Genomic DNA, 26,076 nt, shown 5'->3' with positions numbered 1-26,076 from the left:
CGAACCGGTATCCGCTTCGCTCGAAAACGCTCTGGTCTTCCGTCCGTCTGCATTAATTCTCCTCTCACATCTTCTTCCAGTCACCGATCTGCTCGAAGGCATGGGCGGCGCGGTAGATGGTGGATTCCTCGAACATGCGGCCGACCAGCATCAGGCCGACCGGCAGGCCGTCGACCATGCCGCAGGGCAGCGACATCGCGGGATGATGGGTGATGTCGAACGGCGCTGTGTTGGAGATCATCTCGAGCGCACGGGCGACATAGTCTTCGCGGCTTGCGGTGGGCTCCGGCAGCTTCGTCGCCTTCATCGGGGTGGTCGGCAGCAGCAGCAGGTCGTATTCGCCGAACGCCTTGTCATAGGCCGCGGTCAGGCGACGCGAGATGTTGAGTGCCTTGCCGTAATAGCGGGGACCGAAGCTGTTGTTGATGTAGGTCCCGAGCATCAGGAACAGTTTTGTCGTCTCCGACAGCGAATCCGCCTGCCGGCGCCAGCCGCGATGGAAGTCCATCAGCGAGGTCGAGTAGAGGTCGGAGCGGCTGAGGCCATAGCCATCGCCATACATCATGGTCTGGGTCATGCCCTCCGTGCCGATCGGCGTCCAGATCGCGGGACCGACAAGATGCATCGGGATCGAGACGGTCTCGACCGTGGCGCCGAGGTCCTTGAAGCGTTTTGCGGCCTCGCGCACGCTTTCGTTCACCGCGGCCTCCGCGTTCGCCTGCTCAAAACCTTCCTTGAGGATACCGATCTTCATGCCCTTGACGCCCTGACCGAGCGCCTTGGTGTACTCCTCGACCTTCGGCGCCTTGATGCGGGGATCGTAGCCATCGTCGCCGGCGAGCACTTCGAGCAGCAGCGCATTGTCGGCGACGGTCGCGGTCATCGGACCGGTGTGGTCGACGAAGACCTCGATCGGCATGATGCCGGTGTAGGGGACGAGTCCCCAGGTCGGCTTCATGCCGTAGGTGCCGCAGAACGAGGATGGCATGCGGATCGAGCCGCCCTGGTCGCCGCCGATCGCCATGTCGACCTCGCCGAGCGCGACGACGACGCCGGAACCGGAGGACGAGCCGCCGGCCGAATAGCCCATCTTGTGCGGATTGTGCACGGCACCGACCGCACCGGTGTGGCTGCCGCCGGACATGCAGAAGGATTCGCAATGCACCTTGCCGGCGATCTCGGCGCCTGCGTCGAGCATGCGCGTGACGATGGTGGCGTCGAAATCGGGGACATAGCCTTCCAGCGTCGCCGAGCCGTTCATCATGGGCACGCCGGCGAGCATGATGTTGTCCTTCAGCGCGACGGTCTTGCCCTTGAGCTTGCCGCTCGCCGCACCCTTCACGGTCGACTTGCGGTACCAGGCGTTGCGCGGGTTCTCCTCGGGCGAGGGCCGGTAGCCCGGCGTGCGGGGATATTTGACCTCCGGCACTTCGTCCGGCATCGCGCCGACGAGATTATACGCCTCGATCGAGCCCTGCATCAGGCCGCGGAACGAGGCGACATCGGCATCGGTCAGCGAAAGGCCGCACTGCTTGGCGACGTCAAGAAGTTGGGCAGGCGTGGGAAGGACAACTGTCACGGCGCTCTCCTGAAGTTTCTTGGTACGGTCCCTGCGCGCGGCCGCGATTGGCGCGAAGCGCGCAGCGACCCTGCTGAAACATTCAAAGCGGAAATATTTTCCTTTTCAAGTATTATTTTGAGATGGGGCTGTCCGGATTGCCGCAGCAGGCTCAGACCGGCTTGATCAGCTTGAAGTCGAGACCGTCGGCCTCGGCGAGATACATCTGCATGCGGGCGTGGCCGTTGCGAACGACGACCGGGCCGCGCGCGCCGCCGTAAACGATGTTGCGGCCCGCCGCGAGCATGGGCGCCATCGACAGCGAACCTGCCTTTTTCGCCACGGCTTCGAGGAAACGCAGGCCTTCATAGCTGGACTGCCCAAGCGAGCCGATCGGCGGGGCATTCGGCCCGAACATCGCGCGATAGCGGATCTGGAAGTCGTCATTGGCCCGCGAGCCGATGCCGGAGAAATAGCCGGATGCGCAGAACATGTTCTCGCTGTTGTCGGCGCCGATGCCGAGCAGCACCGTCTCGTCCATGGCCCCCGCCAGCCGCAGCGTCGTGGCGCCGAGGCCGCATTCGCCGAAAGCACGATTGAAGGTGACGCTGTCGGTGCCGATCAGCGAGATCAGCACGACATCGGGCCGCGCGGCACGGATGCGCGCCAGATGCGGCTCGTGATTGTCCTCGCCGAGGGGGACGAACTCCTCGCCAACGACGTGGCCTCCGGTTTCCTTGATGTAGTTCTTCACGGCGCGGTGCGATTGCCAGGGCCAGACGTAATCGCTGCCGATCAGATACCAGCGCGACGCCTTCTTGACGTCGGCAAGCCAGTGGATCGACGGCCGGCTCTGCCAGCGCGGCGTCTCGCCGATCGCCATCACGCCGGGCGTGCGCTCGCCGCCTTCATAGACCGGCGTATAGATGTAGGGGATGCGATGACGCGTGGTGACGTCGCGCAAGCCGACGCGGACCGCGCTGGTGTGCAGCCCGACGATGAGATCGACCTCGTCGAACGCGATCGCCTGCTCGGCGCGGTTCAGCACCTCGTCGAGCGGCCCGCCGGCGTCGTAGATCGACAGCTCGATCTCGCGGCCGAGAATGCCGCCGCGCTTGTTGATCTCGGCAACGGCGAGCTGCGCGCTGTTGGTCGCGCAGGGGCCCCACACACCCGGCGATCCCGTGCAGCAGATGAAGCCGCCGATGCGCAGCTTGTTCGCGCCACGCCGCCTCAGGAAAGCATGATCGCCCGGCGACAGCGAGCTATCGGCTCCCGACGACGACAGATTCCTCAGCAGCAAGGACGGCGGCATCGCCGGACTGCCGTGAGCCGGGAAGTTTACCGTCGCGTGCACGCCAACTCCTGTCTGGCACCAGACCTGAAAGCACAATGAGCAGGCGGCCGCGGCATCCGCCCTTTTGTTAGGCAAACATCCTATTTTGAAAATATTGAATATTCAACAATTGAAGTGCATATAGAAGCAGCATTGATTGCAAGACATTCACTCATTTGGGTCAAGACGAAGTCTTAGCCGTGGCAAAACCGAACTCCCCGATCACCGAACACCTCGCCTACCTGCTCGCGCAAGCCAACCGGGAGATCAACCGGCAGCTGGAACTGCGGCTGAGCAAGGAAGGCGTTCCCGTCGAGCAGTGGCGCATCCTTAAGGTGTTGTCGGACGGCGATGGCCACTCAATGGGCGAACTCGCGGACGCGGTGCTGCTCAATCATCCGACGCTGACCAAGATGATCGATCGCATGGTCTCCGACACGCTGGTCTATCGCGTGCAGGACCCGAACGACCGCCGCAAGGTGCTGATGTTCATCTCCGACCGCGGCAAGGTGCTGTGCAAGAAGCTCAACTCGCTCGCGGTCGACCAGGAGGAGCACATCCTGGAGAGCTACGGCGACAAGTCGACGAGCGAATTGAAGCGGCTGCTGGAGAGCTTGATCGACAGCTCGAATTGAGCTGCGGCTTGGCGCGCTCTCGCAACACTTCATCTCGTGAGGGCGTGGCGCAAATCGCCACACACACTCAGCCGTCATCGCGCGCGAAAGCGGGCGATCCAATATTCCAGAGACGCTAGTGATTCAACCGAGAGGCCGCGGCGTACTGGGTCGCCCGGTCGAGCCGGGCGACGACAGTGGAGCGTGAGGCATGAACATCGCGTCTCACGCGCGCATGGCAGCGCGGCTAGCGACTACGCGTACCGCCCGTGGCAGTGCTTGTACTTCTTGCCTGAGCCGCAGGGGCAATCCTCGTTGCGGCCGACCTTGCCCCAGCTTGCGGGGTTCTTCGGATCGCGAAGAGCTGCGTCGGAAGCCTGCGCACCGAGCGTGACGCTGGCGAGCGCCATTTCGTCCTCGCCGGTATTGGGGTCGAACTTGTGCGCTTCCATCGGCGGCAGGACAGAAGCTTCCTGCTCCGGCGGGACGATCTCGACCCGCATCAGCTGCGCCGTGACGGCCTCGCGCAGATGCGCGCTCATCTCCTGGAAGAGATTGAAGGCCTCGGTCTTGTACTCCTGCAACGGATCGCGCTGGCCGTAACCACGCAGGCCGATGACCTGGCGCAGATGGTCGAGCATGATCAGATGCTCGCGCCAGAGATGGTCGAGCGTCTGGAGCAGAATGGTCTTCTCGACGTAACGCATCACGTCGGGACCCCATTGCCCGACCTTGGCCGCCATGTGCTCGTCGGCTTTGGTCTCGATGCGGGTGAGCAGCTCCTCGTCGGCGATGCCCTCTTCCTTGGCCCAGTCGTCGACCGGCAGGTCGAGATCGAGCACGCGCTTCAGCTCTTCCTTCAGGCCGGCGACATCCCACTGCTCGGCATAGGCATGCTCGGGCACGTGCTTGGCGACGAGGTCGTCGATGAAGGCGTGGCGCATGTCGGTAACGGTCTCGGCGACGCTGTCGTCCTTCATCAGGTCGACGCGCTGGTCGAAGATCACCTTGCGCTGGTCGTTCTGGACGTTGTCGAACTTGAGCAGATTCTTGCGGATATCGAAGTTGCGCGCCTCGACCTTCTGCTGCGCCTTCTCGAGCGCCTTGTTGATCCAGGGATGGATGATCGCCTCGCCTTCCTTCAGGCCGAGACGCTGCAGCATGCTGTCGAGGCGATCCGAACCGAAGATGCGCATCAGATCGTCTTCCAGCGACAGGAAGAACTTCGAGCGGCCGGGGTCGCCCTGACGGCCGGAACGGCCGCGCAGCTGGTTGTCGATGCGGCGGGATTCGTGACGCTCGGATCCCATGATGTAGAGGCCGCCGGGCTTCTCCACGGTCTTGGCGGGCTTCGAGCCCTTCGCCGGCTCGATCTCGACCTCTTCCTCGGCCTTCAGCACGATGTCGCGGAAGTGCTCGATGTCGGCCTTGATCTGCTCGATCTTCTTCGCCTTCTCCGCCTCGTCCTCGATGCCGGCAGTCTCCTGCTGGATCCGCATCTCGAGCGAGCCGCCGAGCTTGATGTCGGTACCGCGGCCGGCCATGTTGGTGGCGATCGTGATCGCGCCGGGCACGCCGGCTTCCGCGACGATATAGGCTTCCTGCTCGTGGAAGCGCGCGTTCAGCACCGCGAACAGTTTTGCCGGCTTGCCGGCGCGGGCCGCGGCGTACAGCTTCTGCATCGAATTCTCGTTGCCGAAATCGATCTGCCGGTAGCCGTGCTTCTTGAGGTATTCGGCGATCACTTCCGATTTTTCGATCGAGGCGGTGCCGACCAGCACCGGCTGCAGCCGCGCATTGGCGCGCTCGATCTCGGCCAGGATCGCGGCGTATTTCTCGTTCTGGGTACGATAGACCTCGTCGTCCTCGTCGAGGCGGCCGACCGGCACGTTGGTCGGGATCTCCACGACTTCGAGCTTGTAGATGTCGAAGAGTTCGTCGGCTTCGGTCAGCGCCGTGCCGGTCATGCCGGCGAGCTTTTCGTACATCCGGAAATAGTTCTGGAAGGTGATCGAGGCCAGCGTCTGGTTTTCCGGCTGAACCTGGACATGCTCCTTGGCTTCAAGCGCCTGATGCAGGCCTTCCGAATAACGTCGGCCGGCCATCATGCGTCCCGTGAACTCGTCGATGATGACGACCTCGTCGTCGCGGACGATGTAGTCCTTGTCGCGCGTGAACAGCGTGTGGGCGCGCAGCGCCTGGTTGATGTGGTGCACGACGGAAACGTTCTCGACGTCGTAGAGCGACTCGCCCTTGAGCTGGCCGGCGTCGCGCAGCAACGTCTCGATCTTCTCCATGCCACCTTCGGTCAGCGTCACCGTACGCTGCTTCTCGTCGACCTCGTAATCGGTCTTGTCGAGCTTGGGCAGGAAGCCGTCGATGGTGTTGTAGAAATCGGAACGGTCGTCGAGCGGGCCGGAGATGATCAGCGGCGTGCGCGCTTCGTCGATCAGGATCGAGTCGACTTCGTCGACGATGGCGTAGAAGTGCGGGCGCTGGACCATGTCCTCGAGCCGGTACTTCATGTTGTCGCGCAGATAGTCGAAGCCGTATTCGTTGTTGGTGCCGTAGGTGATGTCGCAGGCATAGGCCGCCTTGCGTTCGGCATCGTCCAGGCCGTGCACGATCACGCCAGTGGTCAGGCCGAGGAAGCCGTAGATCTGGCCCATCCAGCCGGAGTCGCGGCGGGCGAGGTAGTCGTTGACGGTGACGACGTGAATGCCCTTGCCGGCGAGCGCGTTGAGATACACCGCGAGCGTTGCGACCAGCGTCTTGCCTTCGCCGGTCTTCATCTCGGCGATGTCGCCCTCGTGCAGCACGATGCCGCCGATCAGCTGCACGTCGAAATGGCGCTGGCCGAGCGTGCGCTTGGCAGCTTCGCGCACGGTAGCGAAGGCCGGCACCAGCAGATCGTCGAGCGTCTTGCCCTCGGCGAGCTGTTTCTTGAACTCGACGGTGCGGGCCTTCAGTGCCTCGTCGGAGAGTTTCGAAACCTCCGGCTCCAGCGCGTTGATCGCGTTGACGCGGGACTGGTATCCCTTCACCCGCCGGTCGTTGGCGGAGCCGAAAAACTTGCGGGCGAGCGCGCCGATCATGCCTAGTTCCTGTGTTCGCGATTCAACCGCGTTGCAGCCAAGAAGTTGTCACCCCCCTGCCTATCAACTCACCGTGACGCCTGATGGCGACAGAGCCCGGACTGCGGGGGGTCATCCGCCATATGGGTGGGAATTGGGCAAGTCTGGGTTCAACGGCCAAAAACGCAGCAAAATAAACGCCATCGCCATGGTCGCGACCGGGCAGAGATATGGCCCGGTCAGGGCCTTGTCAACGGCGGGCGCATTGCGGCTAATTCATCATTTTGACAGACTTTTCGCGTTGCCAAGCCCCCCTGAATTGGGCGAGTGTCCGCCCCGCTAGAGCAGCCCCCTGCTTCAACAAAAGGATTTTCCATGACCACCTCGTTCCCGGTAACCAAAACCGGCCTGCGCTTCGGCCTCGCCACCGCCCTCGTGGGCTGCCTTGCGTTGGCGCTGATCGCGGGTCCCGGCCGGGCTGCCGACGATCCGGTGCTGGCGAAGGTCAATGGCGCGGAAATCAAGAAGAGCGACGTTGCCATGGCCGAGGAGGAACTCGGGGCGAGCCTCGCCCAGATGGACCCGGCGACCAAGGACGAGAACGTGCTGTCCTTCCTGATCGACATGAAGATCGTCAGCAAGGCTGCCGAGGACAAGAAGGTCGCCGACGGCGACGAGTTCAAGAAGCGCCTGGCGTTCGCCCGGAACCGCCTGCTGATGGACAGCCTGCTCGCCAACGAGGGCAAGGCCGCCACCACCCCCGACGCCATGAAGAAGGTCTATGAGGAGGCCTCCAAGCAGATCACCGGCGAGCAGGAGGTGCGCGCCCGCCACATCCTGGTCGAGACCGAGGACGAGGCCAAGGCGGTGAAGGCCGAGCTCGACAAGGGCGCCGATTTCGCCGAGCTCGCCAAGAAGAAGTCCAAGGATCCGGGCTCCGCCGATGGCGGCGACCTCGGCTTCTTCACCAAGGAGCAGATGGTGCCGGAGTTCTCGGCCGTGGCCTTCACGCTGGAGCCGGGCAAGATCTCCGATCCCGTGAAGTCGCAGTTCGGCTGGCACATCATCAAGGTCGAGGAAAAGCGCAACCGCAAGGCGCCGGACTTCGAGCAGGTCAAGGCCCAGATCGAGCAGTACGTCACCCGCAAGGCCCAGGCCGACTACGTCGCCAAGCTCCGCGCGGAAGCCAAGGTCGAGCGGACGGACCAGCCGGCAGCGGATGCCAAACCGGATGCCAAGCCGGCCGACCCTGCCAAGCCGTCCGACAGCAAGATGGCGCCCCCCGCGAAGAAGTAAGAATTCGCTGTCACTTCGCGGACGCCAATAGTATCTAACGTCGCAATGGCCGGGCAAATGCCCGGCCATCTGCATATCCAGACCTCACCAAGGCGCCCCGATGTCCTCCTCCGTCTCCCCGCTCGCCCCCAAAACTGTCCCCGACATGCCCGTGATCGCGGGCGTCCGTCTTGCGACGGCCGAAGCCGGCATCCGCTACAAGAACCGCACCGACGTGCTGCTGGCGGTGATGGACAAGGGCACCGCGGTCGCGGGCGTCTTCACCAGGTCGAAATGCCCCTCCGCGCCGGTGGAATGGTGCCGCGCCAAGCTGAAGGGCGGCAAGGCGCGCGCGCTGGTGGTGAATTCCGGCAACGCCAATGCCTTCACCGGCAAGACCGGACGCAGCTCCACCGCGCTGACCGCGAAGATCGCGGCCAAGGCGGTCGGATGCAGCGAGGGTGAGATCTTCCTGGCCTCGACTGGCGTGATCGGCGAGCCGCTGGACGCGACCAAGTTCGACGGTGTGCTCGGCCGGCTGGCCGAGACTGCCGAGTCCGGCGACTATCTCGCCGCGGCCAAGGCCATCATGACCACCGACACCTTCCCGAAGGTCGCGACCGCGACCGTCAAGCTCGGCAAGGCCAAGGTCACCATCAACGGCATGGCCAAGGGCGCCGGCATGATCGCGCCCGATATGGCGACGATGCTGTCCTTCATCTTCACCGACGCGCCGATCACACCCGCCGCCCTGCAAGCATTGCTCAAGAGCGGCGTCGAGGACACCTTCAACGCGGTGACGATCGACGGCGACACCTCGACCTCGGATACGCTGCTGGCCTTCGCCACCGGCGCCGCCGCCGAGCACGGCGCACCAAAGATCAGCCGCGCGAGCGACCCCCGCCTGAAGGCCTTCGTGAAAGCCTTCAACCAGGTGCTCGCCAATCTCTCCGAGCAGGTCGCCCGCGACGGCGAAGGCGCGCGCAAGCTGGTCGAGATCACCGTGGAAGGCGCCAAGACCAAGGCGTCGGCGCGCAAGATCGCGATGTCGATTGCGAACTCGCCGCTGGTCAAGACCGCAATCGCCGGCGAGGACGCCAATTGGGGCCGCGTGGTGATGGCGGTCGGCAAGGCCGGCGAGCCGGCCGATCGCGACAAGCTCTCGATCTCCTTCAACGGCATCCGCGTCGCCAAGAGCGGCGCGCGCGATCCCGACTACGACGAGGCGCAGGTGTCGGAAGCGATGAAGGCCCCGGAGATCGCCATCAAGGTCTCGCTCGGCCTCGGCAAGGGCCGCGACCGCGTGCTGACCTGCGACCTCACCAAGGAATATGTCGCGATCAACGGGGACTACAGGTCTTAAACCGAACGCCGATGGCCGATCTCAAACTGACATTGGTGGTGGCCTGCGCGCTCGTCGACGCCGACAAGCGCGTCCTGATCGCGCAGCGCCCCCCGGGAAAGACGCTTGCTGGCCTCTGGGAATTCCCCGGCGGCAAGTGTGAGCCCGGCGAGCGGCCGGAGCAGAGCCTGATCCGCGAGCTGCATGAAGAGCTCGGCATCACCGTGGCCGAGCCGTGCCTGGCCCCGCTGACCTTTGCGAGCTACGGCTACGAGACCTTTCACCTGCTGATGCCGCTTTACATCTGCCGGCGCTGGGAGGGACTGGTCACCCCGCGCGAAGGCCAGACCCTGGCCTGGGTCCGCACCAACAAGCTGCGCGACTACCCGATGCCGCCCGCCGACATCCCGCTGATCCCCCATCTGATCGATTTGCTGATGTGAGTACGGACCTCATCCTGAGGAGCGCGGCACGCGCGTCTCAAAGGATGGCCGCACGGCAAGAGCCGGGCCTGCATGGTTCTCGCGGCGATGCGAAGCATCGTCCGCTAAGCGCGCCTTACGCGCCTCCTCACCATGAGGATCACTCCTTCCCCGCCTTCTTCACCGCCTCCGCAAGGCTCGCTTTCGCCGACCCCGGCTTCAGCGGCTGCTGCTGGCTTGCATGCGGGGCCCAGCCGGAGAGCCAGATGATGTCGAATGTCGCGCGGATGCGGCCGTCGGCATCCGCAAAGCGTTCGGCGTAGATTTCGGCCATCCGCAGCAGCGTCGCGCGGGGCGTCGGCGTGCGCCGCCGCTCGATCAGCACATTGGCCGCGCCCATGCGGCGGAGATCCTGCATCAGCGCAAACGCATTGGCGTAGCGCACCACCACGCGGTCAACATCGGTGACCGGAAGTGCAAAGCCCGCCCGCTGCAACAGCGCGCCGATGTCGCGCAAATCCGCGAACGGGGCCACGCGCGGCGACACGCCACCCTCGCATTCGGCTTCGGCCGCCGCAAAGGCTTGCCGCAGCTCCGTTAAACTGTCGCCGCCGATCATCGCGGCGAGCAGCAGACCATCGGGCTTCAGCGCACGGCGGATCTGCGCGAACACGCCCGGCAGGTCATTGACGAATTGCAGCGCCAGCGCCGAGACAACGAGGTCGAGACTTTCCGGGGCAAAGGGCAGTTTTTCCGCGCCTGCTTCGTCGAGCGCGATCCGCTGAAGTGATCGCGGCCCCGTGAGCCCCTCACCGGGCGTCCAGAGATCGGCCGCAGCGTGAAACTCCCGCATCACGGCGGCCAGCCGGTCGATCATGTCCTCTGCAACACGATCGAGCAGGAATGTCACCCCGCCCTGCGCATGTGCGCGCCGCTGCCGCGCATGCAGCAATGCGCGATCGAACAGAGCGGGCGGGGTTTGCGGGGTCTGAGCCATGCCGCTGGTTACGCCGATCACGACCGCCATGGCAATCTCCTCTCTCGTGTCCCGGACGCGCTGCGGCGCTCTTAGCGCTGCTGCGCAGAGCCGGGACCCAGAAGGCACCACCGCACGATGCGGTGAGATGGGCCCCGGCTCTGCAGCGCACCGGACGATGCTTCGCATCGCCGGGAGCGCTGCGCTGCGTCCGGGGCGCGAGAGTGTGGCTTGAGCCCCCGTAAACAGAACGCTAGCCTCTCCCCATGGAAGCCGACGCCGCCCCCACCCGCTCCATCGCCGCGCCGTTGCGTGCCGCATGGACGGCCGGCCGCGACGTGCTGTCGCGCGCCGCACGGCTCGCGCTCGACATTGCGCTGCCGACGCTGTGCGTGTCCTGCCGCGAGCCGGTCGACGGCGAGGGCGTCTGCGCGGCCTGCTGGGCGCGGCTGTCGTTCATCGAACGGCCCTATTGCCCGCGCCTCGGCATTCCCTTCGTCTATGATCCCGGCCCCGAGATGCTGTCGATGGAGGCGATCGCCAGCCCGCCGGCTTACCAGCGTGCACGCGCGGCGGTGCGCTATGACGACGTCGCGCGCACGCTGGTGCATGCGCTGAAATACCAGGACCGTACCGATCTGGCGCCGGCCATGGGCCGCTGGATGGCGCGCGCGGGCGCCGAACTGCTCACCGGAGCCGACATGCTGGTGCCGGTGCCCCTGCATTGGCGCCGGGCGTGGCGGCGCCGCTACAACCAGTCCGGGGCGCTGGCGCTCATCATCGCGCGGCAGAGCGGTGTCAGGGTGCGCGGCGAAGTGCTGCGCCGGGTGCGCGCGACCGAGCAGCAGATCGGCCTGTCGCGGACCCAGCGCGCCACCAATGTGCAGGGCGCATTCCAGGTATCCCCCGACCGCCAGGCGGAAATCCAGGACCGCCGCATCGTCCTGATCGACGATGTCCTCACCTCGGGGGCGACGCTGGACGCCTGTGCGCGGGCCCTGCTCCGCGCCAAGGCGGCCCAGGTGGACGTGCTGGTGTTCGCCCGGGTTGTCGAGAGCGGCCCCCGTCCCATATAATTCAATGACTTCATGACATGAGAGCGCCACACGACATGACCGACGCTGTCGAAATCTACACCAGGCCGGGCTGTGGCTATTGTTCCGCCGCCAAATCGCTGCTGACCCGCAAGAAGGCAACCTTCACGGAGTTCGACATCGCCAGGAACCCGTCCTGGCGCGAAGAGATGTACGACCGCGCCGGCGGGGGCTCGACTTTCCCGCAGATCTGGATCGGCGGAACCCATGTCGGCGGTTGCGACGAGCTCTATGCGCTCGACCGCGAGGGCAAGCTCGACGGCCTGCTCGAAAGCGTAAAGGCGGTGTCATGAGCGAGGATCGCACCTTCACCGCCGCGATGATCCAGATGCGCACCGGCCTGATGCCCGAGCCGAGCCTCGCGCAGGCCACCGGGCTGATCCGGCAGGCTGCCGCCAACGGCGCCGACTACGTGCAGACGCCCGAAGTCAGCAACATGATGCAGCTCAACCGAAAGGCGTTGTTCGAGCACCTCCAGAGCGAAGAGGACGACACCTCGCTGAAGGCCTATCGCGCGCTCGCGGCGGAACTCGGAATTCACATTCATGTCGGATCGCTGGCGCTGCGCTACTCGGACGAAAAAGCGGTCAACCGCTCTTTCCTGATCGGGCCCGAGGGCAGTGTGCTCGCGAGCTACGACAAGATCCACATGTTCGACATCGAATTGCCGGACGGCGAGAGCTATCGCGAATCCGCCAATTACCAGCCGGGCGAGACCGCCGTGATCTCCGACCTGCCCTGGGGCCGCGTCGGGCTGACGATCTGCTACGACGTGCGCTTCCCCGCGCTCTACCGCGCGCTGGCCGAGAGCGGCGCGTATTTCATCACCGTGCCCTCGGCCTTCACCCGCAAGACCGGTGAGGCGCACTGGCACATCCTGCTGCGCTCGCGCGCGATCGAGACCGGCTGCTTCATCTTCGCGGCCGCGCAGGCCGGCCTGCACGAGAACAAGCGCGAGACCTATGGCCACTCGCTGATCATCGACCCCTGGGGCGAGATCCTCGCCGAGGGTGACGTCGAGCCCGGGATCATCATGGCCAAGATCGACCCGGCCAAGGTCGAGACCGCCCGCCGCGCGATCCCCTCGCTCCAGCACGGCCGCCGCTTCGGCGTCGCCGATCCCAAGGCCGGGCCGGACCATCTCCACCTCGTGCGGGGATCGGCATGATCCGCTACGCGCTCCACTGCGACCAAAGCCACGCATTCGAAAGCTGGTTCCAGAGCTCGTCGGCCTATGATTCGCAGGTGAAGCGCAAGCTCGTGACTTGCCCGATCTGCGGCTCGGCCAAGGTCGAAAAGGCGATCATGGCCCCGCGGATCATCGGCAAGAAGGGCCGCGGACGGGCGACGCCGCCGCCGGAGCCGGCCTCAACGCCTGCGCCCGAGGCCGCGCCGTCGGGACCGACCTCGCTGATGATGGCGCAGGAGCGCGAGTTGCGCGCCAAGCTCAAGGAGCTGCGCGATCACATCGTCAAGCACGCCGACAATGTCGGCGAGCGCTTTGCGAATGAAGCCCGCGCGATGCATTACGGCAACAAGGAGCACCGCCCGATCTATGGCGAGGCTTCGCCCGACGAGGCCAAGTCGCTGATCGACGAAGGCATCGAGGTGTCGCCGCTGCCGACGCTCCCGGAAGATAGGAACTGATGCGCGAAGCGCGTCAGACTCCCACCAGCAACGCGACTCCGACCACGATCAGCGCGATACCAAAAATCTCGCGCGGCGCGATCGGCTGCTTGAACGAGTAGTACGCCACGCCTTGCGCGAACAGCACCTCGATCAAAGCGAGCGTGCGGACATTGGCGGCGGCCGTCAGCGCGAATGCCAGGAACCAGAACTGCGAGGCGAAGGCGCCCATGAAGCCGGCGAGCAGCGACGGCTTCCACAATCCCAGGATCGACTGGAGCACCTTTGGCGCCCGCCAGAGCAGATAGATGGTCAGGATCAGCGTCTGCACGAACAGGCCGAGCACCAGCGTGAACGAGGCTGCCATCACGAAGGAGACGTCAGGCACGTTGATGATGGCGCCGCGGAAGCCAACGGCTGAGAGCGCGAACGCCGCGGCCGCAACGAGGCCCGTGATGGTCGGCCTCAATTCCGCAAAGCTCTTCTCGCCGCCGGGCCGAAGTGCGGTGATGACGACGCCGACGGTCGCGATCACGATCGCCAGCACCTTCAGCCAGGTCAGGTGATCGCCGAGGAAGACGAAGCCGAAAATTGCGGTCTGGATCGCCTCGGTCTTCAGGTACGCCGTCGTCACCACGAAGGAGCGATCGTTCATCGCGAGCAGCATCAGCCCGGTCGCAACGATCTGGCTGAGCGCCCCGAGCAACAGCCAGGGCCAGAACACGGTCGGCGGCATGCCGAGGTGATCACCGGTCGCGACCAGCACCACGCCCAGAAACAGCAGCGAGAAGGGGAAGCCGAACAGGAAGCGGATATTGGTCGCGCCCCAGGTCCCCAGCGGCTTCGTCAGCGACCGCTGCATCGCATTGCGCGCGACCTGGCCTAGCGCAGCAATGACGGTGAAGGGAATCCAGAGGCTGGCGATGGTAAGCATGCGGGTGGAGCGGTAGGAGGGGAAGCCGTGGCCAACCTGCCGCTAGCGGCGAAGCAGGTCAATCACGCCCACGTCATGGGTGCGATGCTCGCGCAACAAATGCGGTGTCGTCCCTGCGAACGCAGGGACCCATACCCCCAGGGAGCAGTTTGGCGAAGACTGCCGACCCGCACGTCCACCACCGCGCCGCTACCGACAGATTCCGCGGTATAGGTCCCTGCGTTCGCAGGGACGACAGCACTTGCTTGGCAACATCACACCGTCAAACCAGCAAATCGCTCAGGTCACGCCACTCGGGATTTTCCCGCTCGATCAGTTCGATCTTCCAGTCGCGTTTCCAGCGTTTCAGCTGCTTTTCGCGGGCAATCGCCTCTTCCGCTCGCTCGAAAGCCTCGGTGTAGACAAGCCGGTACACGTCGTAACGCTTAACGAATTTCGAGCCCTTGCCGGTCCGGTGCTCTTCTAACCGCTTCTGGAGCGAGTTGGTGATGCCGATGTAGAGCGTTCCGTGGTGTCGGCTGGCGAGGATGTAGACGTAGTACATGCTCGGAGCGCCTGTCTCGGCTAACGACTGTCGCCTGTGGTTATGGGTCCCTGCGTTCGCAGGGACGACACCGTTTGTGGAGAAACAGCTCGCACCCTATTCAGTCCTCACACCATCCCTTCCGCCACGACCATGTAGTTCACGTCCATGTCGGAGGAGAGGGTCCATTTGTCGGCGAAGGGTGAGTAGACGACGCCGGTCTGCTCGGTGATGACGAGGCGGTTGTCCAGAAGATATTTGGTCAGCTCGTCAGGGGTGACGAACTTGTTCCATTCGTGGGTGCCGCGCGGCAGCCAGCGCAGGACGTATTCGGCGCCGACGATGGCGAGCGCAAAGCTCTTCCAGTTCCGGTTCAGCGTCGAGACCACCATCAGCCCGTTCGGCTTCAGCATCGCCGCGCAGCGCTTGAGGAAGACGCCGACATCGACGACGTGCTCGACCACTTCCATCGCCAGCACGATGTCGAAGCGCTCGCGCGGGTCGATCTCCTCGACCGTGGTGCAGCGGTAATCGATCGACAGATGGCTCTTGTCGGCATGCAGCTTCGCGGCGGCGATGTTGCTCACCGAGGGATCGACGCCGATGACCTGGGCACCGAGGCGCGACAGCGGCTCGCACAACAGGCCGGCGCCGCAGCCGATGTCGAGCACGCGCAGGCCGCCGAGGCAGTTGAGGCTGCGCACATTACGCTCGAACTTGCGGCAGGCGGCGTCGCGGATGTAGCCGAGCCGCAGCGGGTTGATCCGGTGCAGCGGGGCCATCTTGCCGTTGGGGTCCCACCACTCGGTCGAAAGTTTCGAGAATTTCGCGATCTCGGCGGCGTCGACGGTCGAGCCCGGCTGCGGGCTTGCGGTTGCGGAAGTATTTTGCTGCATGCTCATGGTTAGGCGCGGTCCTACCGCGTGGTGATCGAACTACGGAAGGCGAGCGGCGTGTCGACGGTCGTGATCTTTTCGATCCCCTCGCCAACGCCGCGAATCGTCACGTCGCCGTAGTTGAGAATACGTCCAAGAATCGACTGGTCGACGTCGACACTCTCGACCTTGTCCAGCGCCATTTCAAAGGTCCGGCGCTTGATGAACCCCGTCTTGTGCACAACCCGCAAGTTGGTGACGTCGGTCTCGGTCGTGAAGCGATGGAACCAGCCCTTGATGGTCCAGTAAAGGGCGGCCAAAGCCACGACGCCGGCGGCTATGAGGCACAGCACCCTGAGGCCATCGGCCGTGGCCTGCGGCATCAGGACGAGAAAGGCGAGAGCCACGATCCAGGCCACGATGGCCGGAAAATAGAAGATCCAGTGCGCATTGGTCGAATACAGCACCCGCTCGCCCGGTTGCAGGATCTCGTCGATATAACGCGCCATGATCTCGGTTAACCCATACCCCCAAGCCAGACCTTAGGTCAGACCTTACCCTGCCCCCGCAGGAACCCGCTTGCCCCCGGCCCCGCCGCTATGTATACGCGCGGTCGGTGTCCGCCGGCACCCGTCCGGTGCGGGTCACCATACTGATCCTTATGAGGGAATGCACGCGTCGTCATGAGCCGCCTCGTGATGAAATTCGGCGGCACGTCCGTCGCCAATATCGAACGTATCCGCAACGTCGCACGCCATGTGAAGCGTGAGGTCGACGCCGGCCATGAAGTGGCCGTGGTCGTCTCGGCGATGTCCGGCAAAACCAACGAGCTGGTGGCCTGGTGCACCGAGGCCTCGCCGATGCACGACGCGCGCGAATACGACGCCGTTGTCGCCTCCGGCGAACAGGTGACGTCGGGCCTGCTCGCCATCGTGCTTCAGGGCATGGGCATCCAGGCCCGCTCCTGGCAGGGCTGGCAGATCCCGATCAAGACCAGCGACGCCCATGCCTCGGCCCGGATCGAGGACATCGACGGCAGCGAGATCATCAAGCGCTTCCGGGAGCGCAAGGAGGTCGCGGTCATCGCCGGCTTCCAGGGCATCAATCCCGAGACCAATCGCATCACCACGCTCGGCCGCGGCGGCTCCGATACCTCGGCAGTGGCGATCGCCGCCGCCGTCAAGGCCGACCGCTGCGACATCTACACCGATGTCGACGGCGTCTACACCACCGACCCGCGAATCGTGCCGAAGGCCCGCCGCCTCGACAAGATCGCGTTCGAAGACATGCTGGAACTGGCCTCCCAGGGCGCAAAAGTGCTCCAGGTCCGCTCGGTGGAACTCGGCATGGTCCACAACATGCCGATCTTCGTCCGCTCGAGCTTCGACAAGCCCGAGGATATCGACCCGCATGCCAACCAGCCGCCCGGCACGCTGATCTGCAGCGAGGAGGAGATCATGGAAAGCCACGTCGTCACCGGCATCGCCTTTTCGAAGGACGAGGCCCAGATCTCGGTACGCCAGATCGAGGACAAGCCCGGCGTGGCAGCGTCGATCTTCGGCCCGCTGGCGGATGCCAACATCAACGTCGACATGATCGTGCAGAACGTCTCCGAGGACGGAAAGACCACCGATCTCACCTTCACGGTGCCGGCGGCCGACTACACCCGCGCCAAGGACACGATCACGGCCGCCAAGGGCAAGATCGGCTATGCCCGGCTCGATACCGCCACCGACGTCGCCAAGATATCGGTAATCGGCAGCGGCATGCGCAGCCATGCCGGCGTCGCCGCCCAGGCGTTCTCGGCACTCGCCGGACGGAATATCAACATCCGGGCCATCACAACCTCCGAGATCAAATTCTCGGTTTTGATCGACACCGCCTATACCGAGCTTGCGGTGCGCACCCTGCACACGCTCTACGGTCTCGATCAGGCCTAGACGAATTTTCTCTTAGTGTCTGTTCCAAAACATGTTGAGTCGAATGAATCGGTTGTGATTCAAGGTGAGCGGCCTGATTCGATGGGGACGCGCCGCCAATGTGGACTACCGAGAACCGTGCACGCTACGACCGCAGCCGCCTGCGCTATCCGAGCGACTTGACCGACGAGGAGTGGGCGCTGATCGCGCCTCGCATCCCGCCGGCCAAGCGCGGCGGCAACAAGCGTACGGTGGACCTGCGCGAGATTGCCAACGGGCTGATGTACATCCTGAGCACAGGTTGCCAGTGGCGCGCGATCCCCAAGGACCTGCCGCCGCGCTCGACGCTGTATGGCTACTTCGATCTGTGGAGCTGGAACGGCACGCTCGATAAAATTCATCACGCCCTCTATGTCGAATGTCGCGAAAGGGCCGAGCGCGAGGCTTCTCCCACCGCCGCCATCATCGATAGCCAGAGCGTGAAAAGCGCTGAAAAAGGGGGCCTCATGATCTCCATGGCTACGACGCGGGCAAGAAGATCAAGGGCAAGAAGCGGCACATTCTCGTCGACACGCAAGGCCTCTTGATGCACGCCATCGTGCATGCGGCGGACATCCAGGATCGCGACGGCGGCGTGCTCCTGATGGCAACGTTGTTCGGCCTCTATCCCTTTCTTCTGAAGCTCTACGCCGACGGCGGATATCAAGGGCCACATTTCCAGAAGGGGCTGCGTAGCGCTCTGAAGCGCGTGAACCTCGAAATCGTCAAACGCTCCGATCAGGCTCACCGTTTCGTCGTCTTGCCCAAACGCTGGATCGTCGAGCGTACCTTTGCCTGGCTCGGGCGATGCCGAAGACTGTCCAAAGATTGGGAATGCTTCAATCACAGGGCGCTCGCCTTTCTCAAGCTGGCCTCCATCCGACTCATGCTGCGAAAGCTATGCAATCCAAGGTAATCTTTCCGGACAGACTCTTAGTACGACTGAGTCACAAAACCGCAGGCTTTATCCGGCCGGAATCAGCGATGGTTGAAGCATGGACCATCAGCCGAGGAGGCTACATGAGCGGGCGTGGCACCAAGACCAGTGAGATGCGATTTGCGACGTATTTGGAAGGGCTTGCCAGCGTCATCGGTCATGCTGATCGGAAGGCACCGCTGCGCGACTATTGCGTCGGCCTCATGGCCTGTGGCGGTCGTAAGAGCGTGGAGCCAATGGCGGCGATGACGGCTCCGGAACGGACGGCCGCCCAACATCAATCGCTGCTGCATTTCGTCGGCAGCGGCGCCTGGTCGGATGAGAAGGTGCTGGGCAAGGTACGAGAGATGGTCCTGCCGGCGATCGAACGCCAGGGCCCGATCGAAGCTTGGATCATCGATGACACCGGATTTCCCAAGCAGGGGCGACATTCGGTTGGAGTTGCACGGCAATATTGCGGGCAGCTCGGCAAGCAGGATAATTGCCAGGTGGCGGTGTCATTATCGATTGCCAATCACCACGCCAGCCTGCCTGTTGCCTACCGCCTTTATCTTCCGAAGGAATGGACTGAGGATTGCGATCGGCGGCGCAAGGTGGGCATTCCTGCCGAAGTCGGCTTCCGGACCAAGCCGGAGATCGCGCTGGAGCAGTTGCGGTGGGCCTGTGCGACCGGCCTTCCGCGTGGTGTCGTGCTGATGGACGCGGGCTATGGCAACAACAGCGATCTGCGCACGGAGATCACGGCGCTGGGATTGACCTATGTGGCGGGTCTTCTGTCGAGCACAACGGTATGGGCGCCCGGCACCGGTCCCTTGCCGCCGAAGCCATGGTCGGGCCGCGGCCGTCCCCCGAAACTGATGCGCCGCAACCGTCAGCGTCGGCCGGCCGCCGTTAAAGCGCTCGCGATCGGCCTGCCGGCCAAAGCTTGGCGCACCATCACGTGGCGGCAAGGAACGAACGAAAAGCTGAGCTCGCGCTTTGCCCGCGTGCGGGTCCGTGCCGCGCACCGTGATTATTGGCAAACCACCCAGCGGTTGGAGGAATGGTTGCTGATCGAATGGCCGAAAGGCGAGGACCAGCCTACCAAATACTGGCTCTCGACATTGCCGGAGGATGTGGCATTCCGGACTCTCGTAGAGACGGCTAAATTGCGCTGGCGCATCGAACGCGACTATCAGGAACTCAAGCAGGAGGTCGGGCTTGGCCACTTCGAGGGACGCGGCTGGCGCGGCTTTCATCATCACGCAACGATGTGCATTGCAGCCTTCGGATTCCTGATCTCCGAGCGGGAGGCGTTTCCCCCCTCAGGCGCTCGGCGCGCCCGGCCGATCCCGCTCGCTCGCGTTTCCGCGGATTACAGACCCCGCGGTTCTGCCGCTACGGACCCAACGTCACATTCCAAATTCGATCACGACGATGCGACGGCGACTCGAACAAGGGCTGGTCCGAACGTTGTCGAGATGTCCTTGTTGTGCAATCAAGTTCGCCCATTTCACAGACCACCGTTTGTGACGCAGTAAGATTAGAGCCTGACTCAAAATTGCATTGCTGTTTTTATCGCTGCGATGCGCCTTGTCATGAGTTGGACAGAGGCGAGGAAGAGCCAGGCAGTTGCGCTTTCGATGGTTCGCTCGAAGTCCTTGGCCAATCTGCGGTTGCGGCCGAGCCAGGCGAAGGTTCGTTCGACCACCCAGCGGCGCGGAAGCACCTCGAAGCCCTGTGCGGCATCGGAGCGCTTGATGATCTCGACAGTCCACCGGCCGATCTTTTCCAGCACCGCCTTGAGCTTTTCGCCGGCATAGCCGCCATCGGCGAAGATATGGCGCAGCCAGGGGAAGCGGTAGCGAATGCTGCACAGGACATCTGGCGTGCCGTCACGATCCTGGACGTCGGCAGCGTGAACGATCGCTCCGACCAGGAGCCCTTGGGTGTCGGTGACGATGTGGCGCTTTCGACCCTTGATCTTCTTTCCCGCGTCGTAGCCGCGAGGGCCGCCACTTTCCGTGGTCTTGACCGATTGGCTGTCGATCACGCCGGCCGTCGGCGAGGCCTCCCGGCCGATCGCCTCGCGCGCCAGCATCAGGAGTGCGTGGTTGATCGATTGCCACAATCCGCTGTCGCGCCATTGGTAGAAATAGTACTGCACCGTGGTCATTGGTGGAAACAGAGTGGGCGGCAGCATGCGCCACGGCAATCCGCCGCGCAGCAGATAGAGTACTGCCTCGACGATGTCGCGATAGCTCCATTTCGGGCGCCGCCCGCGCTTGGCCCGCACAGGAAGCAACCTCTCCAGCACGCCCCATTCCGCATCCGTCAAGTCGCTTGGCAAACGCAGCTCCTCTCGGGCAAACTGTGCCCGGGTGATATCAGTCCACATTCTCGATCCCTTTGATGCTTCGCAACACCGATGGAATCAGAACTCGCTGATATCACTCAACTTATTTTTCGGTCGGACACTTAGCGGTCGCAGCAAACGCGAAGGTGTACACACCTTCGCGTTTGGCAGGCGTTTTGCTTGGCAAAACAAGCCTCAATTCGCTATACGGCGAACAGGGTGGGCTGCCGCAGACTGTGTCCCAGTTCAGGCGGCGCTGATTCGGTGCAAGCGCTAAATCTTGAATAGATTTGTGTTTGTGCCTGCGCCGGACGAACAATTTGGTTGTTTTTCTGGAATTTTGGGCCAGCCGCCGGCCGATACCGCCGGGCCAGGCAGACGGAGGAGATTGACGGTTCATGCGGAGCGCGTCGGGAGGTCCCCGCGTCTTGTTGAGACGGCTCCGCGAAACCATGGCGGAGCAGGTCTCGGCCCAGGAGCGGCTGGACAAGATCGTGGTGCTGATCGCCGCCAATATGGTGGCCGAGGTGTGCTCGGTCTATGTGCTGCGCATCGACAACACGCTCGAACTCTACGCCACCGAAGGCCTCAACCGCGAGGCGGTGCACCACACCGTGCTGAGCGCCCATGAGGGCCTGGTCGGCCTCGTCGCCAGCGAGGCGACCCCGCTCAACCTCAGCGACGCGCAAAGCCACCCGGCCTTCTCGTTCCGCCCGGAGACCGGCGAAGAAATCTACCACTCCTTCCTCGGCGTGCCGATCCTGCGCGCCGGCAACACGCTCGGCGTGCTGGTGGTGCAGAACCGCGCCAAGCGCAATTATGTCGAGGAGGAGCTCGAGGCGCTCCAGACCACCGCGATGGTGCTGGCGGAGCTGATCGCCTCCGGCGAATTGTCTGCGCTGGCCCAGCCGGGCCAGGAGCCGGCCGCGCGCCATTCGGCGCAGAAAGTCGGCGCCATCCTCTCGGAAGGCATTGCGCTCGGCCATGTCGTGCTGCACGAGCCGCGCGTCGTCATCAAGGACTACATCGCCGAGGATCTGCCGAAGGAGATCAAGCGGCTCGACACCGCGCTCGCCAAGCTACGCGCCGATCTCGACCGCATGCTGGAGCGTGGCGACGTTGCCGAGGGCGGCGAGCACCGCGAGGTGCTGGAAGCCTATCGCATGTTCGCCAACGACCAGGGCTGGTCGCACAAGCTGCATGAGGCGGTCGCCACCGGCCTCACGGCGGAAGCCGCCGTCGAACGCGTGCAGTCCGACACCCGCGCGCGCATGCTGCGCTCCACCGATCCCTATCTGCGCGACCGGCTGCACGATCTCGAGGATCTCGGCTACCGCCTGATGCGGCAGCTGGTCGGCCAGGACCACGCGCCCTCGCGCGAGCAATTGCCCGACAATGCCATCGTCATCGCGCGCGCGATGGGCCCTGCGGCGCTGCTCGACTACGACCGCAAGCGCCTGCGCGGCATCGTGCTGGAGGAAGGTACCGCCAACTCCCACGTCTCGATCGTGGCCCGCGCGCTCGGCATTCCCGCGGTCGGCGAGGTCCCGAACGCGCCCGGCATCGCCGATCCCGGCGACGCCATCATCGTCGACGGCACCTCAGGCTCGATCTATGTGCGCCCGTCGCAGGAGGTCGAAGCTGCCTTTGCCGAACGCGTGCGCTTCCGCGCCCGCCGCCAGGCGCAATATCTTGCGCTGCGCGACCGTCCCTGCGTCACCAAGGACGGCCAGAAGGTCGAGCTGATGATCAACGCAGGTCTTGCGATCGACCTGCCGCATATCGAAGACACCGGCAGCGCCGGCATCGGCCTGTTCCGCACCGAGCTGCAATTCATGGTGGGGCAGAGCCTGCCGCGCACCAGCGACCAGCTCGCGCTCTATCGCACGGTGCTGGATGCTGCCGGCACCAAGCCCGTCACCTTCCGCACCCTCGACATCGGCGGCGACAAGGCACTGCCCTATATGGAAGCGGTGATCGAGGAGAATCCCGCACTCGGCTGGCGCGCGATCCGGCTCGGCCTCGATCGCCCCGGCCTGCTGCGCGGCCAGATCCGCGCGCTGCTGCGCGCCGGCGGCGGCCGCGCACTGCGCATCATGTTCCCGATGATCTCGGAGGTCGCCGAATTCGACTCGGCGAAAGCGCTGGTCGAGCGCGAGCTGACCTATCTGCGCCAGCACGGCCACACCCTGCCGGAGCGCATCGACATCGGCACCATGGTCGAGGTGCCCGCCCTGCTCTACCAGCTCGACGAGCTCTTGAAGAAGGTCGACTTCATCTCGGTCGGCTCCAACGATCTGTTCCAGTTCCTGTTCGCGGTCGATCGCGGCAATGCGAAAGTCTCCGAGCGCTTCGACACGATGTCGGCGCCGATCCTGCGCGTGCTGCGCGAGATCGCGCGGAAGTCGAACGATGCGAAGAAGTCGTTATCGCTATGCGGCGAGATGGCCTCCAAGCCGATCGGCGCGCTGGCGCTGATCGCGATGGGCTATCGCTCGCTGTCGCTCTCGGCGACGGCGCTCGGTCCGGTCAAGGCGATGGTCATCGATCTCGACGCGAAGAAGGCCGAAGCGATGCTCGGCCCGCTGCTGGACGCGCCCTCCGGCAGCGTCTCGATCCGGCAGAAGCTGACGGAATTTGCCGAGGCCGAGGGCCTGGCGTTGTAGCGGGCCTGTCGCCCCCTTCCCGCCGCCTCGCCTTTTTCCGCCATTTGAGACTGAACCGATGTCGTCACTCCCCGAAGCCAAACTGGACGTCCTGCTCGCGCATCACGCCTCGCTCGAGGCCGAATCGCTCGGCCAGCTCGCCTCCGAACGCTACGTGCAGATTACCCGCGAGCTCGCCGAGCTCACCCCGCTGATCGAGGCGGTGAAGGCGTATCGTTCTGCGGTCAAAGAACTCGCCGACACCGAGGCGCTGATCGCCGATCCCGCGACGGATTCCGAGATGCGCGGCATGGCTGAAGCCGAGCGCGATGAGCTGACGCCTAAAATCGAAGAGCTGGTCCAGAAGATTCGCGTCGCGCTGCTGCCCAAGGACGCCATGGACGACCGCAACGTGGTGCTGGAAATCCGCGCCGGCACCGGCGGCGACGAGGCCTCGCTGTTCGCCGGCGATCTGTTCCGGATGTACGAGCGCTTCGCCAGCTTGCAGGGCTGGAAGGTCGAGGTGATCTCGGCCAGCGAAGGCACTGTCGGCGGCTACAAGGAAATCATCGCGGAGGTGCAGGGCCGCGGCGCGTTCTCGAAGCTGAAATTCGAATCCGGTGTGCACCGGGTGCAGCGCGTGCCGGACACCGAAACGCAGGGACGCATCCACACCTCCGCCGCTACCGTCGCCGTGATGCCGGAGGTCGAGGAGGTCGACGTCGACATCAAAAACGACGATCTGCGGATCGAGACCATGCGGGCGCAGGGCGCCGGCGGCCAGCACGTCAACAAGACCGAATCGGCGATCCGCATCACCCACATCCCGACCGGCATCGTGGTGATGATGCAGGACAGCCGCTCACAGCATAAGAACCGCGCCTCCGCCATGAACATCCTGCGCTCGCGCATCTACGATGCCGAACAGCAGCGCCTCGACGCCGCACGCTCGGCCGAACGCAAGGAGAAGGTCGGCTCCGGCGACCGCAGCGAGCGCATCCGCACCTACAATTTCCCGCAAGGACGCGTCACCGATCATCGCATCAACCTGACGCTCTACAAGCTGCCGCAGGTGATCGCCGGCGAAGCGCTCGGCGAATTGACCGACGCGCTGACCACCGAGCATCAGGCCGCACAGCTCGCCGCGCAAGGCGCAGCCGCCTGAACCGCCCTCAGCGCGCTTTGGCCCGGAACGATCGCAGTATCCTGGCCAGGGCGGGCGCGGCGGCACCCAGCTCGTCCAGGTGAATGCGCGAGAGCGATCGCAGCTTCTGCTCGCCCTTGGCCGTCAGCCTGACCAGGACGCGTCTTGCGTCCTGCGGATCGGCTTCCCGTCCGATCAGCTTCAGCTTCGCCATGCGATCCACCAGCTCTACCGCGGTATGGTGCCGGATCAGGAGGAAGCGCGCGATGTCGCCGACGCTTGCGCCGTCGGGGGTGGCCAGCCCCTTGATCGCCAGCAGCGCCTGATGCTGCTGCGGCGTCAACCCGGCACTCTGGGCCGCGGCTTCGCTGAACGCCAGGAAGGTCCGGAGCTGATAGCGGAACTGTGCGAGCGCCGCATAGTCGGCCTCGCGCATCGCGCCGCCCTTTGAGGGCGCCGCGGACGCGGGACGCGTCGTCTTCCGCTTCGATTGAGTCATTCCTGCCTGCGACGTCGAGCCCGCCGATGAAGCGGCGGCCGCTGCCGAGACTAGCAAGGAAGGACCGGCGGAACCAACCGAGTGGCGCCGCGGATGCACAAATATCGGGGCCTATTCGAAACTGGAGAGCAGGATCTTCACCAGGATGACCTGAAACGCGATCGGGATGCGAACGCTCTTCCGCCTGATCGAGCGCTGGAGCGCGCTGGCGATCTCGGCGCTGGTCAAGGCGCCGGCCGACGCATTGGCAATCAACTCCGCCCACATCTGCGACAGCGAGCCGCCGGGCGGGATCACCGGCTTGATGGTCGCGCCGCAGCCCTGCGCCCAATCCACGATCTCCCGCATCGTGTGAGGTCCGCAGTTGCGCGCGGTCGCAAGGCGCTCGGCCGTCAGCGCGAGCAGCAACTCGCGCGATGGCAACCAATTCCCCTTCGGCGGCTGTTCGCCGGTGAGCTCCACCGCAAGCTCCTTCAGAACATTCTGCGCGCGCACGCTCAGCTTCTGCATCGGGCCGGGGGCCCGCTTGACCTGGACGGAGCCGACGACGGGTCCGCGCCGGCCGGCTGACCGGCTGCGCGGCTCGGACACGCGGGAGGCATCGCCCGACTGCGGCGCCGCGCGCTGGTCACTGCCCTCCCCCGCGGGCCACGCAGCCTCCGGCCGCTCCGCCTCCTGCGGCCAGGATCGTCGCTTTCGGGCACCCGCCACTGTCGTCTGCCGCACCATTTCTCTCGCCGGACCCGCCAGCCTCGTACTCACAAAGACTAATATATATCGTGATCCGATATGTTTTCACGTGATAATTTTCGTCGTTCGACCAAAGACGAAATTGACAGAAGGGCTTCACAAGCAATGCTTAGGGCCAAGAGCTACACGCGGATGTGACGTGCCCGGCGCAGCAGGCCA

At 64.5% G+C, this 26,076-nt stretch carries 23 protein-coding genes and 1 pseudogene; 13 read left to right on the top strand and 11 right to left on the bottom strand.

What is annotated here, in order from left to right:
- Window positions 1-64: 64 nt before the first annotated feature.
- Both HAP41_RS02650 and HAP41_RS02645 read right to left on the bottom strand, forming a co-directional pair.
- Window positions 65-1,579, bottom strand: coding sequence for an amidase (locus HAP41_RS02650; RefSeq protein WP_071908482.1), 1,515 nt, complete (start codon window positions 1,577-1,579; stop codon window positions 65-67).
- Window positions 1,580-1,730: 151 nt separating this feature from the next.
- Window positions 1,731-2,915 (bottom strand): substrate-binding domain-containing protein, encoded by a 1,185-nt coding sequence (locus HAP41_RS02645; protein ID WP_063980616.1) that lies wholly within the window; start codon window positions 2,913-2,915, stop codon window positions 1,731-1,733.
- Window positions 2,916-3,094: 179 nt separating this feature from the next.
- Here HAP41_RS02645 and HAP41_RS02640 point away from each other — a divergent pair, with 179 nt between their 5' ends.
- Window positions 3,095-3,529 (top strand): MarR family winged helix-turn-helix transcriptional regulator, encoded by a 435-nt coding sequence (locus tag HAP41_RS02640; RefSeq protein ID WP_014490415.1) that lies wholly within the window; start codon window positions 3,095-3,097, stop codon window positions 3,527-3,529.
- 233 nt (window positions 3,530-3,762) lie between these two features.
- Here the strand turns inward: HAP41_RS02640 and secA are convergent, their stop codons facing one another.
- Window positions 3,763-6,603 carry a preprotein translocase subunit SecA gene (secA, locus tag HAP41_RS02635; protein WP_166060168.1) on the bottom strand — a complete coding sequence of 947 codons (2,841 nt, stop codon included), beginning with the start codon at window positions 6,601-6,603 and terminating at the stop codon, window positions 3,763-3,765.
- Window positions 6,604-6,957: 354 nt separating this feature from the next.
- Between secA and HAP41_RS02630 the strand changes: the two genes are divergently transcribed.
- From HAP41_RS02630 to HAP41_RS02620, 3 genes are all read left to right on the top strand, one after another.
- Window positions 6,958-7,878 carry a peptidylprolyl isomerase gene (locus tag HAP41_RS02630; protein ID WP_063980581.1) on the top strand — a complete coding sequence of 307 codons (921 nt, stop codon included), beginning with the start codon at window positions 6,958-6,960 and terminating at the stop codon, window positions 7,876-7,878.
- Between the two features lie 100 nt (window positions 7,879-7,978).
- A complete protein-coding gene (argJ, locus tag HAP41_RS02625) occupies window positions 7,979-9,220 on the top strand; it encodes a bifunctional glutamate N-acetyltransferase/amino-acid acetyltransferase ArgJ (protein ID WP_166060253.1) in 1,242 nt (413 codons plus the stop codon).
- A gap of 11 nt (window positions 9,221-9,231) precedes the next feature.
- Window positions 9,232-9,642, top strand: a complete 411-nt coding sequence (locus HAP41_RS02620) for a (deoxy)nucleoside triphosphate pyrophosphohydrolase (RefSeq protein WP_166060268.1) — start codon at window positions 9,232-9,234, stop codon at window positions 9,640-9,642.
- A 139-nt stretch (window positions 9,643-9,781) separates the two neighbouring features.
- Here HAP41_RS02620 and HAP41_RS02615 read toward each other — a convergent pair whose 3' ends face one another.
- Complete coding sequence (locus HAP41_RS02615) at window positions 9,782-10,648, bottom strand: methyltransferase domain-containing protein (protein WP_166060306.1); 867 nt, start codon at window positions 10,646-10,648, stop codon at window positions 9,782-9,784.
- Window positions 10,649-10,863: 215 nt separating this feature from the next.
- Between HAP41_RS02615 and HAP41_RS02610 the strand changes: the two genes are divergently transcribed.
- The 4 genes from HAP41_RS02610 to HAP41_RS02595 are packed head-to-tail and all read left to right on the top strand — an operon-like array spanning window position 10,864 to window position 13,338.
- A complete protein-coding gene (locus HAP41_RS02610) occupies window positions 10,864-11,673 on the top strand; it encodes a ComF family protein (protein WP_166060333.1) in 810 nt (269 codons plus the stop codon).
- Window positions 11,674-11,708: 35 nt separating this feature from the next.
- The gene (gene grxC, locus HAP41_RS02605) at window positions 11,709-11,984 is read left to right on the top strand and encodes a glutaredoxin 3 (RefSeq protein ID WP_063980577.1); all 276 of its coding nucleotides are present in this window, start codon (window positions 11,709-11,711) and stop codon (window positions 11,982-11,984) included.
- The gene (locus tag HAP41_RS02600; protein ID WP_166060340.1) at window positions 11,981-12,859 is read left to right on the top strand and encodes a carbon-nitrogen hydrolase family protein; all 879 of its coding nucleotides are present in this window, start codon (window positions 11,981-11,983) and stop codon (window positions 12,857-12,859) included. Before grxC ends, HAP41_RS02600 begins: the two co-directional genes overlap by 4 nt.
- A complete protein-coding gene (locus tag HAP41_RS02595) occupies window positions 12,856-13,338 on the top strand; it encodes a DUF1178 family protein (protein ID WP_166060348.1) in 483 nt (160 codons plus the stop codon). The genes HAP41_RS02600 and HAP41_RS02595 overlap by 4 nt, the downstream gene beginning before the upstream one ends.
- A 13-nt stretch (window positions 13,339-13,351) precedes the next feature.
- Here the strand turns inward: HAP41_RS02595 and HAP41_RS02590 are convergent, their stop codons facing one another.
- The 4 genes from HAP41_RS02590 to HAP41_RS02575 all read right to left on the bottom strand — a co-directional run bounded on the left by HAP41_RS02590 (window position 13,352) and on the right by HAP41_RS02575 (window position 16,158).
- On the bottom strand, window positions 13,352-14,251 hold the full coding sequence (locus HAP41_RS02590) for an EamA family transporter (protein WP_166060363.1): 900 nt from the start codon (window positions 14,249-14,251) through the stop codon (window positions 13,352-13,354).
- A 262-nt stretch (window positions 14,252-14,513) separates the two neighbouring features.
- Window positions 14,514-14,795 carry a GIY-YIG nuclease family protein gene (locus tag HAP41_RS02585; RefSeq protein ID WP_166060385.1) on the bottom strand — a complete coding sequence of 94 codons (282 nt, stop codon included), beginning with the start codon at window positions 14,793-14,795 and terminating at the stop codon, window positions 14,514-14,516.
- 107 nt (window positions 14,796-14,902) lie between these two features.
- Window positions 14,903-15,676 (bottom strand): bifunctional 2-polyprenyl-6-hydroxyphenol methylase/3-demethylubiquinol 3-O-methyltransferase UbiG, encoded by a 774-nt coding sequence (gene ubiG, locus HAP41_RS02580; RefSeq protein WP_166060421.1) that lies wholly within the window; start codon window positions 15,674-15,676, stop codon window positions 14,903-14,905.
- 14 nt (window positions 15,677-15,690) lie between these two features.
- Complete coding sequence (locus tag HAP41_RS02575) at window positions 15,691-16,158, bottom strand: PH domain-containing protein (RefSeq protein WP_071908493.1); 468 nt, start codon at window positions 16,156-16,158, stop codon at window positions 15,691-15,693.
- A 174-nt stretch (window positions 16,159-16,332) separates the two neighbouring features.
- Between HAP41_RS02575 and HAP41_RS02570 the strand changes: the two genes are divergently transcribed.
- The 3 genes and pseudogenes from HAP41_RS02570 to HAP41_RS02560 all read left to right on the top strand — a co-directional run bounded on the left by HAP41_RS02570 (window position 16,333) and on the right by HAP41_RS02560 (window position 20,064).
- Window positions 16,333-17,589: an aspartate kinase gene (locus HAP41_RS02570; RefSeq protein WP_063980571.1), complete on the top strand. Its 1,257-nt coding sequence runs from the start codon at window positions 16,333-16,335 to the stop codon at window positions 17,587-17,589.
- A 98-nt stretch (window positions 17,590-17,687) separates the two neighbouring features.
- Window positions 17,688-18,523, top strand: a pseudogene (locus tag HAP41_RS02565) (IS5 family transposase).
- A 104-nt stretch (window positions 18,524-18,627) separates the two neighbouring features.
- Complete coding sequence (locus HAP41_RS02560; protein ID WP_166105276.1) at window positions 18,628-20,064, top strand: IS701 family transposase; 1,437 nt, start codon at window positions 18,628-18,630, stop codon at window positions 20,062-20,064.
- 14 nt (window positions 20,065-20,078) lie between these two features.
- Here the strand turns inward: HAP41_RS02560 and HAP41_RS02555 are convergent, their stop codons facing one another.
- Window positions 20,079-20,921, bottom strand: coding sequence for an IS5 family transposase (locus HAP41_RS02555; protein ID WP_166060442.1), 843 nt, complete (start codon window positions 20,919-20,921; stop codon window positions 20,079-20,081).
- Between the two features lie 356 nt (window positions 20,922-21,277).
- Between HAP41_RS02555 and ptsP the strand changes: the two genes are divergently transcribed.
- Together ptsP and prfA are read left to right on the top strand one after the other, a co-directional pair.
- Window positions 21,278-23,545 carry a phosphoenolpyruvate--protein phosphotransferase gene (gene ptsP, locus HAP41_RS02550; RefSeq protein ID WP_063980570.1) on the top strand — a complete coding sequence of 756 codons (2,268 nt, stop codon included), beginning with the start codon at window positions 21,278-21,280 and terminating at the stop codon, window positions 23,543-23,545.
- Window positions 23,546-23,603: 58 nt separating this feature from the next.
- Window positions 23,604-24,689 carry a peptide chain release factor 1 gene (prfA, locus tag HAP41_RS02545; protein ID WP_166060453.1) on the top strand — a complete coding sequence of 362 codons (1,086 nt, stop codon included), beginning with the start codon at window positions 23,604-23,606 and terminating at the stop codon, window positions 24,687-24,689.
- A 7-nt stretch (window positions 24,690-24,696) separates the two neighbouring features.
- Here the strand turns inward: prfA and HAP41_RS02540 are convergent, their stop codons facing one another.
- Both HAP41_RS02540 and HAP41_RS02535 read right to left on the bottom strand, forming a co-directional pair.
- On the bottom strand, window positions 24,697-25,167 hold the full coding sequence (locus tag HAP41_RS02540) for a MarR family winged helix-turn-helix transcriptional regulator (RefSeq protein ID WP_166060487.1): 471 nt from the start codon (window positions 25,165-25,167) through the stop codon (window positions 24,697-24,699).
- 111 nt (window positions 25,168-25,278) lie between these two features.
- Complete coding sequence (locus HAP41_RS02535; protein ID WP_175617951.1) at window positions 25,279-25,896, bottom strand: hypothetical protein; 618 nt, start codon at window positions 25,894-25,896, stop codon at window positions 25,279-25,281.
- Window positions 25,897-26,076 lie beyond the last annotated feature (180 nt).

It is taken from the genome of Bradyrhizobium barranii subsp. apii (genome assembly GCF_011516635.5).
GTDB classification, from domain to species: Bacteria; Pseudomonadota; Alphaproteobacteria; order Rhizobiales; family Xanthobacteraceae; genus Bradyrhizobium; species Bradyrhizobium barranii.
The sequence above is the reverse complement of the archived record's forward strand: the minus strand, read 5'-3'. Positions and strand labels throughout refer to the sequence as shown.

Bases quoted from the DNA above. Each gene is read 5' to 3' on its own strand.
- secA (WP_166060168.1), bottom strand. From the start codon at position 6,603: ATGATCGGCGCGCTCGCCCGCAAGTTTTTCGGCTCCGCCAACGACCGG.
- HAP41_RS02630 (WP_063980581.1), top strand. From the start codon at position 6,958: ATGACCACCTCGTTCCCGGTAACCAAAACCGGCCTGCGCTTCGGCCTC.
- argJ (WP_166060253.1), top strand. From the start codon at position 7,979: ATGTCCTCCTCCGTCTCCCCGCTCGCCCCCAAAACTGTCCCCGACATG.
- HAP41_RS02620 (WP_166060268.1), top strand. From the start codon at position 9,232: ATGGCCGATCTCAAACTGACATTGGTGGTGGCCTGCGCGCTCGTCGAC.
- HAP41_RS02615 (WP_166060306.1), bottom strand. From the start codon at position 10,648: ATGGCGGTCGTGATCGGCGTAACCAGCGGCATGGCTCAGACCCCGCAA.
- HAP41_RS02610 (WP_166060333.1), top strand. From the start codon at position 10,864: ATGGAAGCCGACGCCGCCCCCACCCGCTCCATCGCCGCGCCGTTGCGT.
- grxC (WP_063980577.1), top strand. From the start codon at position 11,709: ATGACCGACGCTGTCGAAATCTACACCAGGCCGGGCTGTGGCTATTGT.
- HAP41_RS02600 (WP_166060340.1), top strand. From the start codon at position 11,981: ATGAGCGAGGATCGCACCTTCACCGCCGCGATGATCCAGATGCGCACC.
- HAP41_RS02595 (WP_166060348.1), top strand. From the start codon at position 12,856: ATGATCCGCTACGCGCTCCACTGCGACCAAAGCCACGCATTCGAAAGC.
- HAP41_RS02590 (WP_166060363.1), bottom strand. From the start codon at position 14,251: ATGCTTACCATCGCCAGCCTCTGGATTCCCTTCACCGTCATTGCTGCG.
- HAP41_RS02585 (WP_166060385.1), bottom strand. From the start codon at position 14,795: ATGTACTACGTCTACATCCTCGCCAGCCGACACCACGGAACGCTCTAC.
- ubiG (WP_166060421.1), bottom strand. From the start codon at position 15,676: ATGAGCATGCAGCAAAATACTTCCGCAACCGCAAGCCCGCAGCCGGGC.
- HAP41_RS02575 (WP_071908493.1), bottom strand. From the start codon at position 16,158: ATGGCGCGTTATATCGACGAGATCCTGCAACCGGGCGAGCGGGTGCTG.
- HAP41_RS02570 (WP_063980571.1), top strand. From the start codon at position 16,333: ATGAGCCGCCTCGTGATGAAATTCGGCGGCACGTCCGTCGCCAATATC.
- HAP41_RS02560 (WP_166105276.1), top strand. From the start codon at position 18,628: ATGAGCGGGCGTGGCACCAAGACCAGTGAGATGCGATTTGCGACGTAT.
- HAP41_RS02555 (WP_166060442.1), bottom strand. From the start codon at position 20,921: ATGTGGACTGATATCACCCGGGCACAGTTTGCCCGAGAGGAGCTGCGT.
- ptsP (WP_063980570.1), top strand. From the start codon at position 21,278: ATGCGGAGCGCGTCGGGAGGTCCCCGCGTCTTGTTGAGACGGCTCCGC.
- prfA (WP_166060453.1), top strand. From the start codon at position 23,604: ATGTCGTCACTCCCCGAAGCCAAACTGGACGTCCTGCTCGCGCATCAC.
- HAP41_RS02540 (WP_166060487.1), bottom strand. From the start codon at position 25,167: ATGACTCAATCGAAGCGGAAGACGACGCGTCCCGCGTCCGCGGCGCCC.
- HAP41_RS02535 (WP_175617951.1), bottom strand. From the start codon at position 25,896: ATGGTGCGGCAGACGACAGTGGCGGGTGCCCGAAAGCGACGATCCTGG.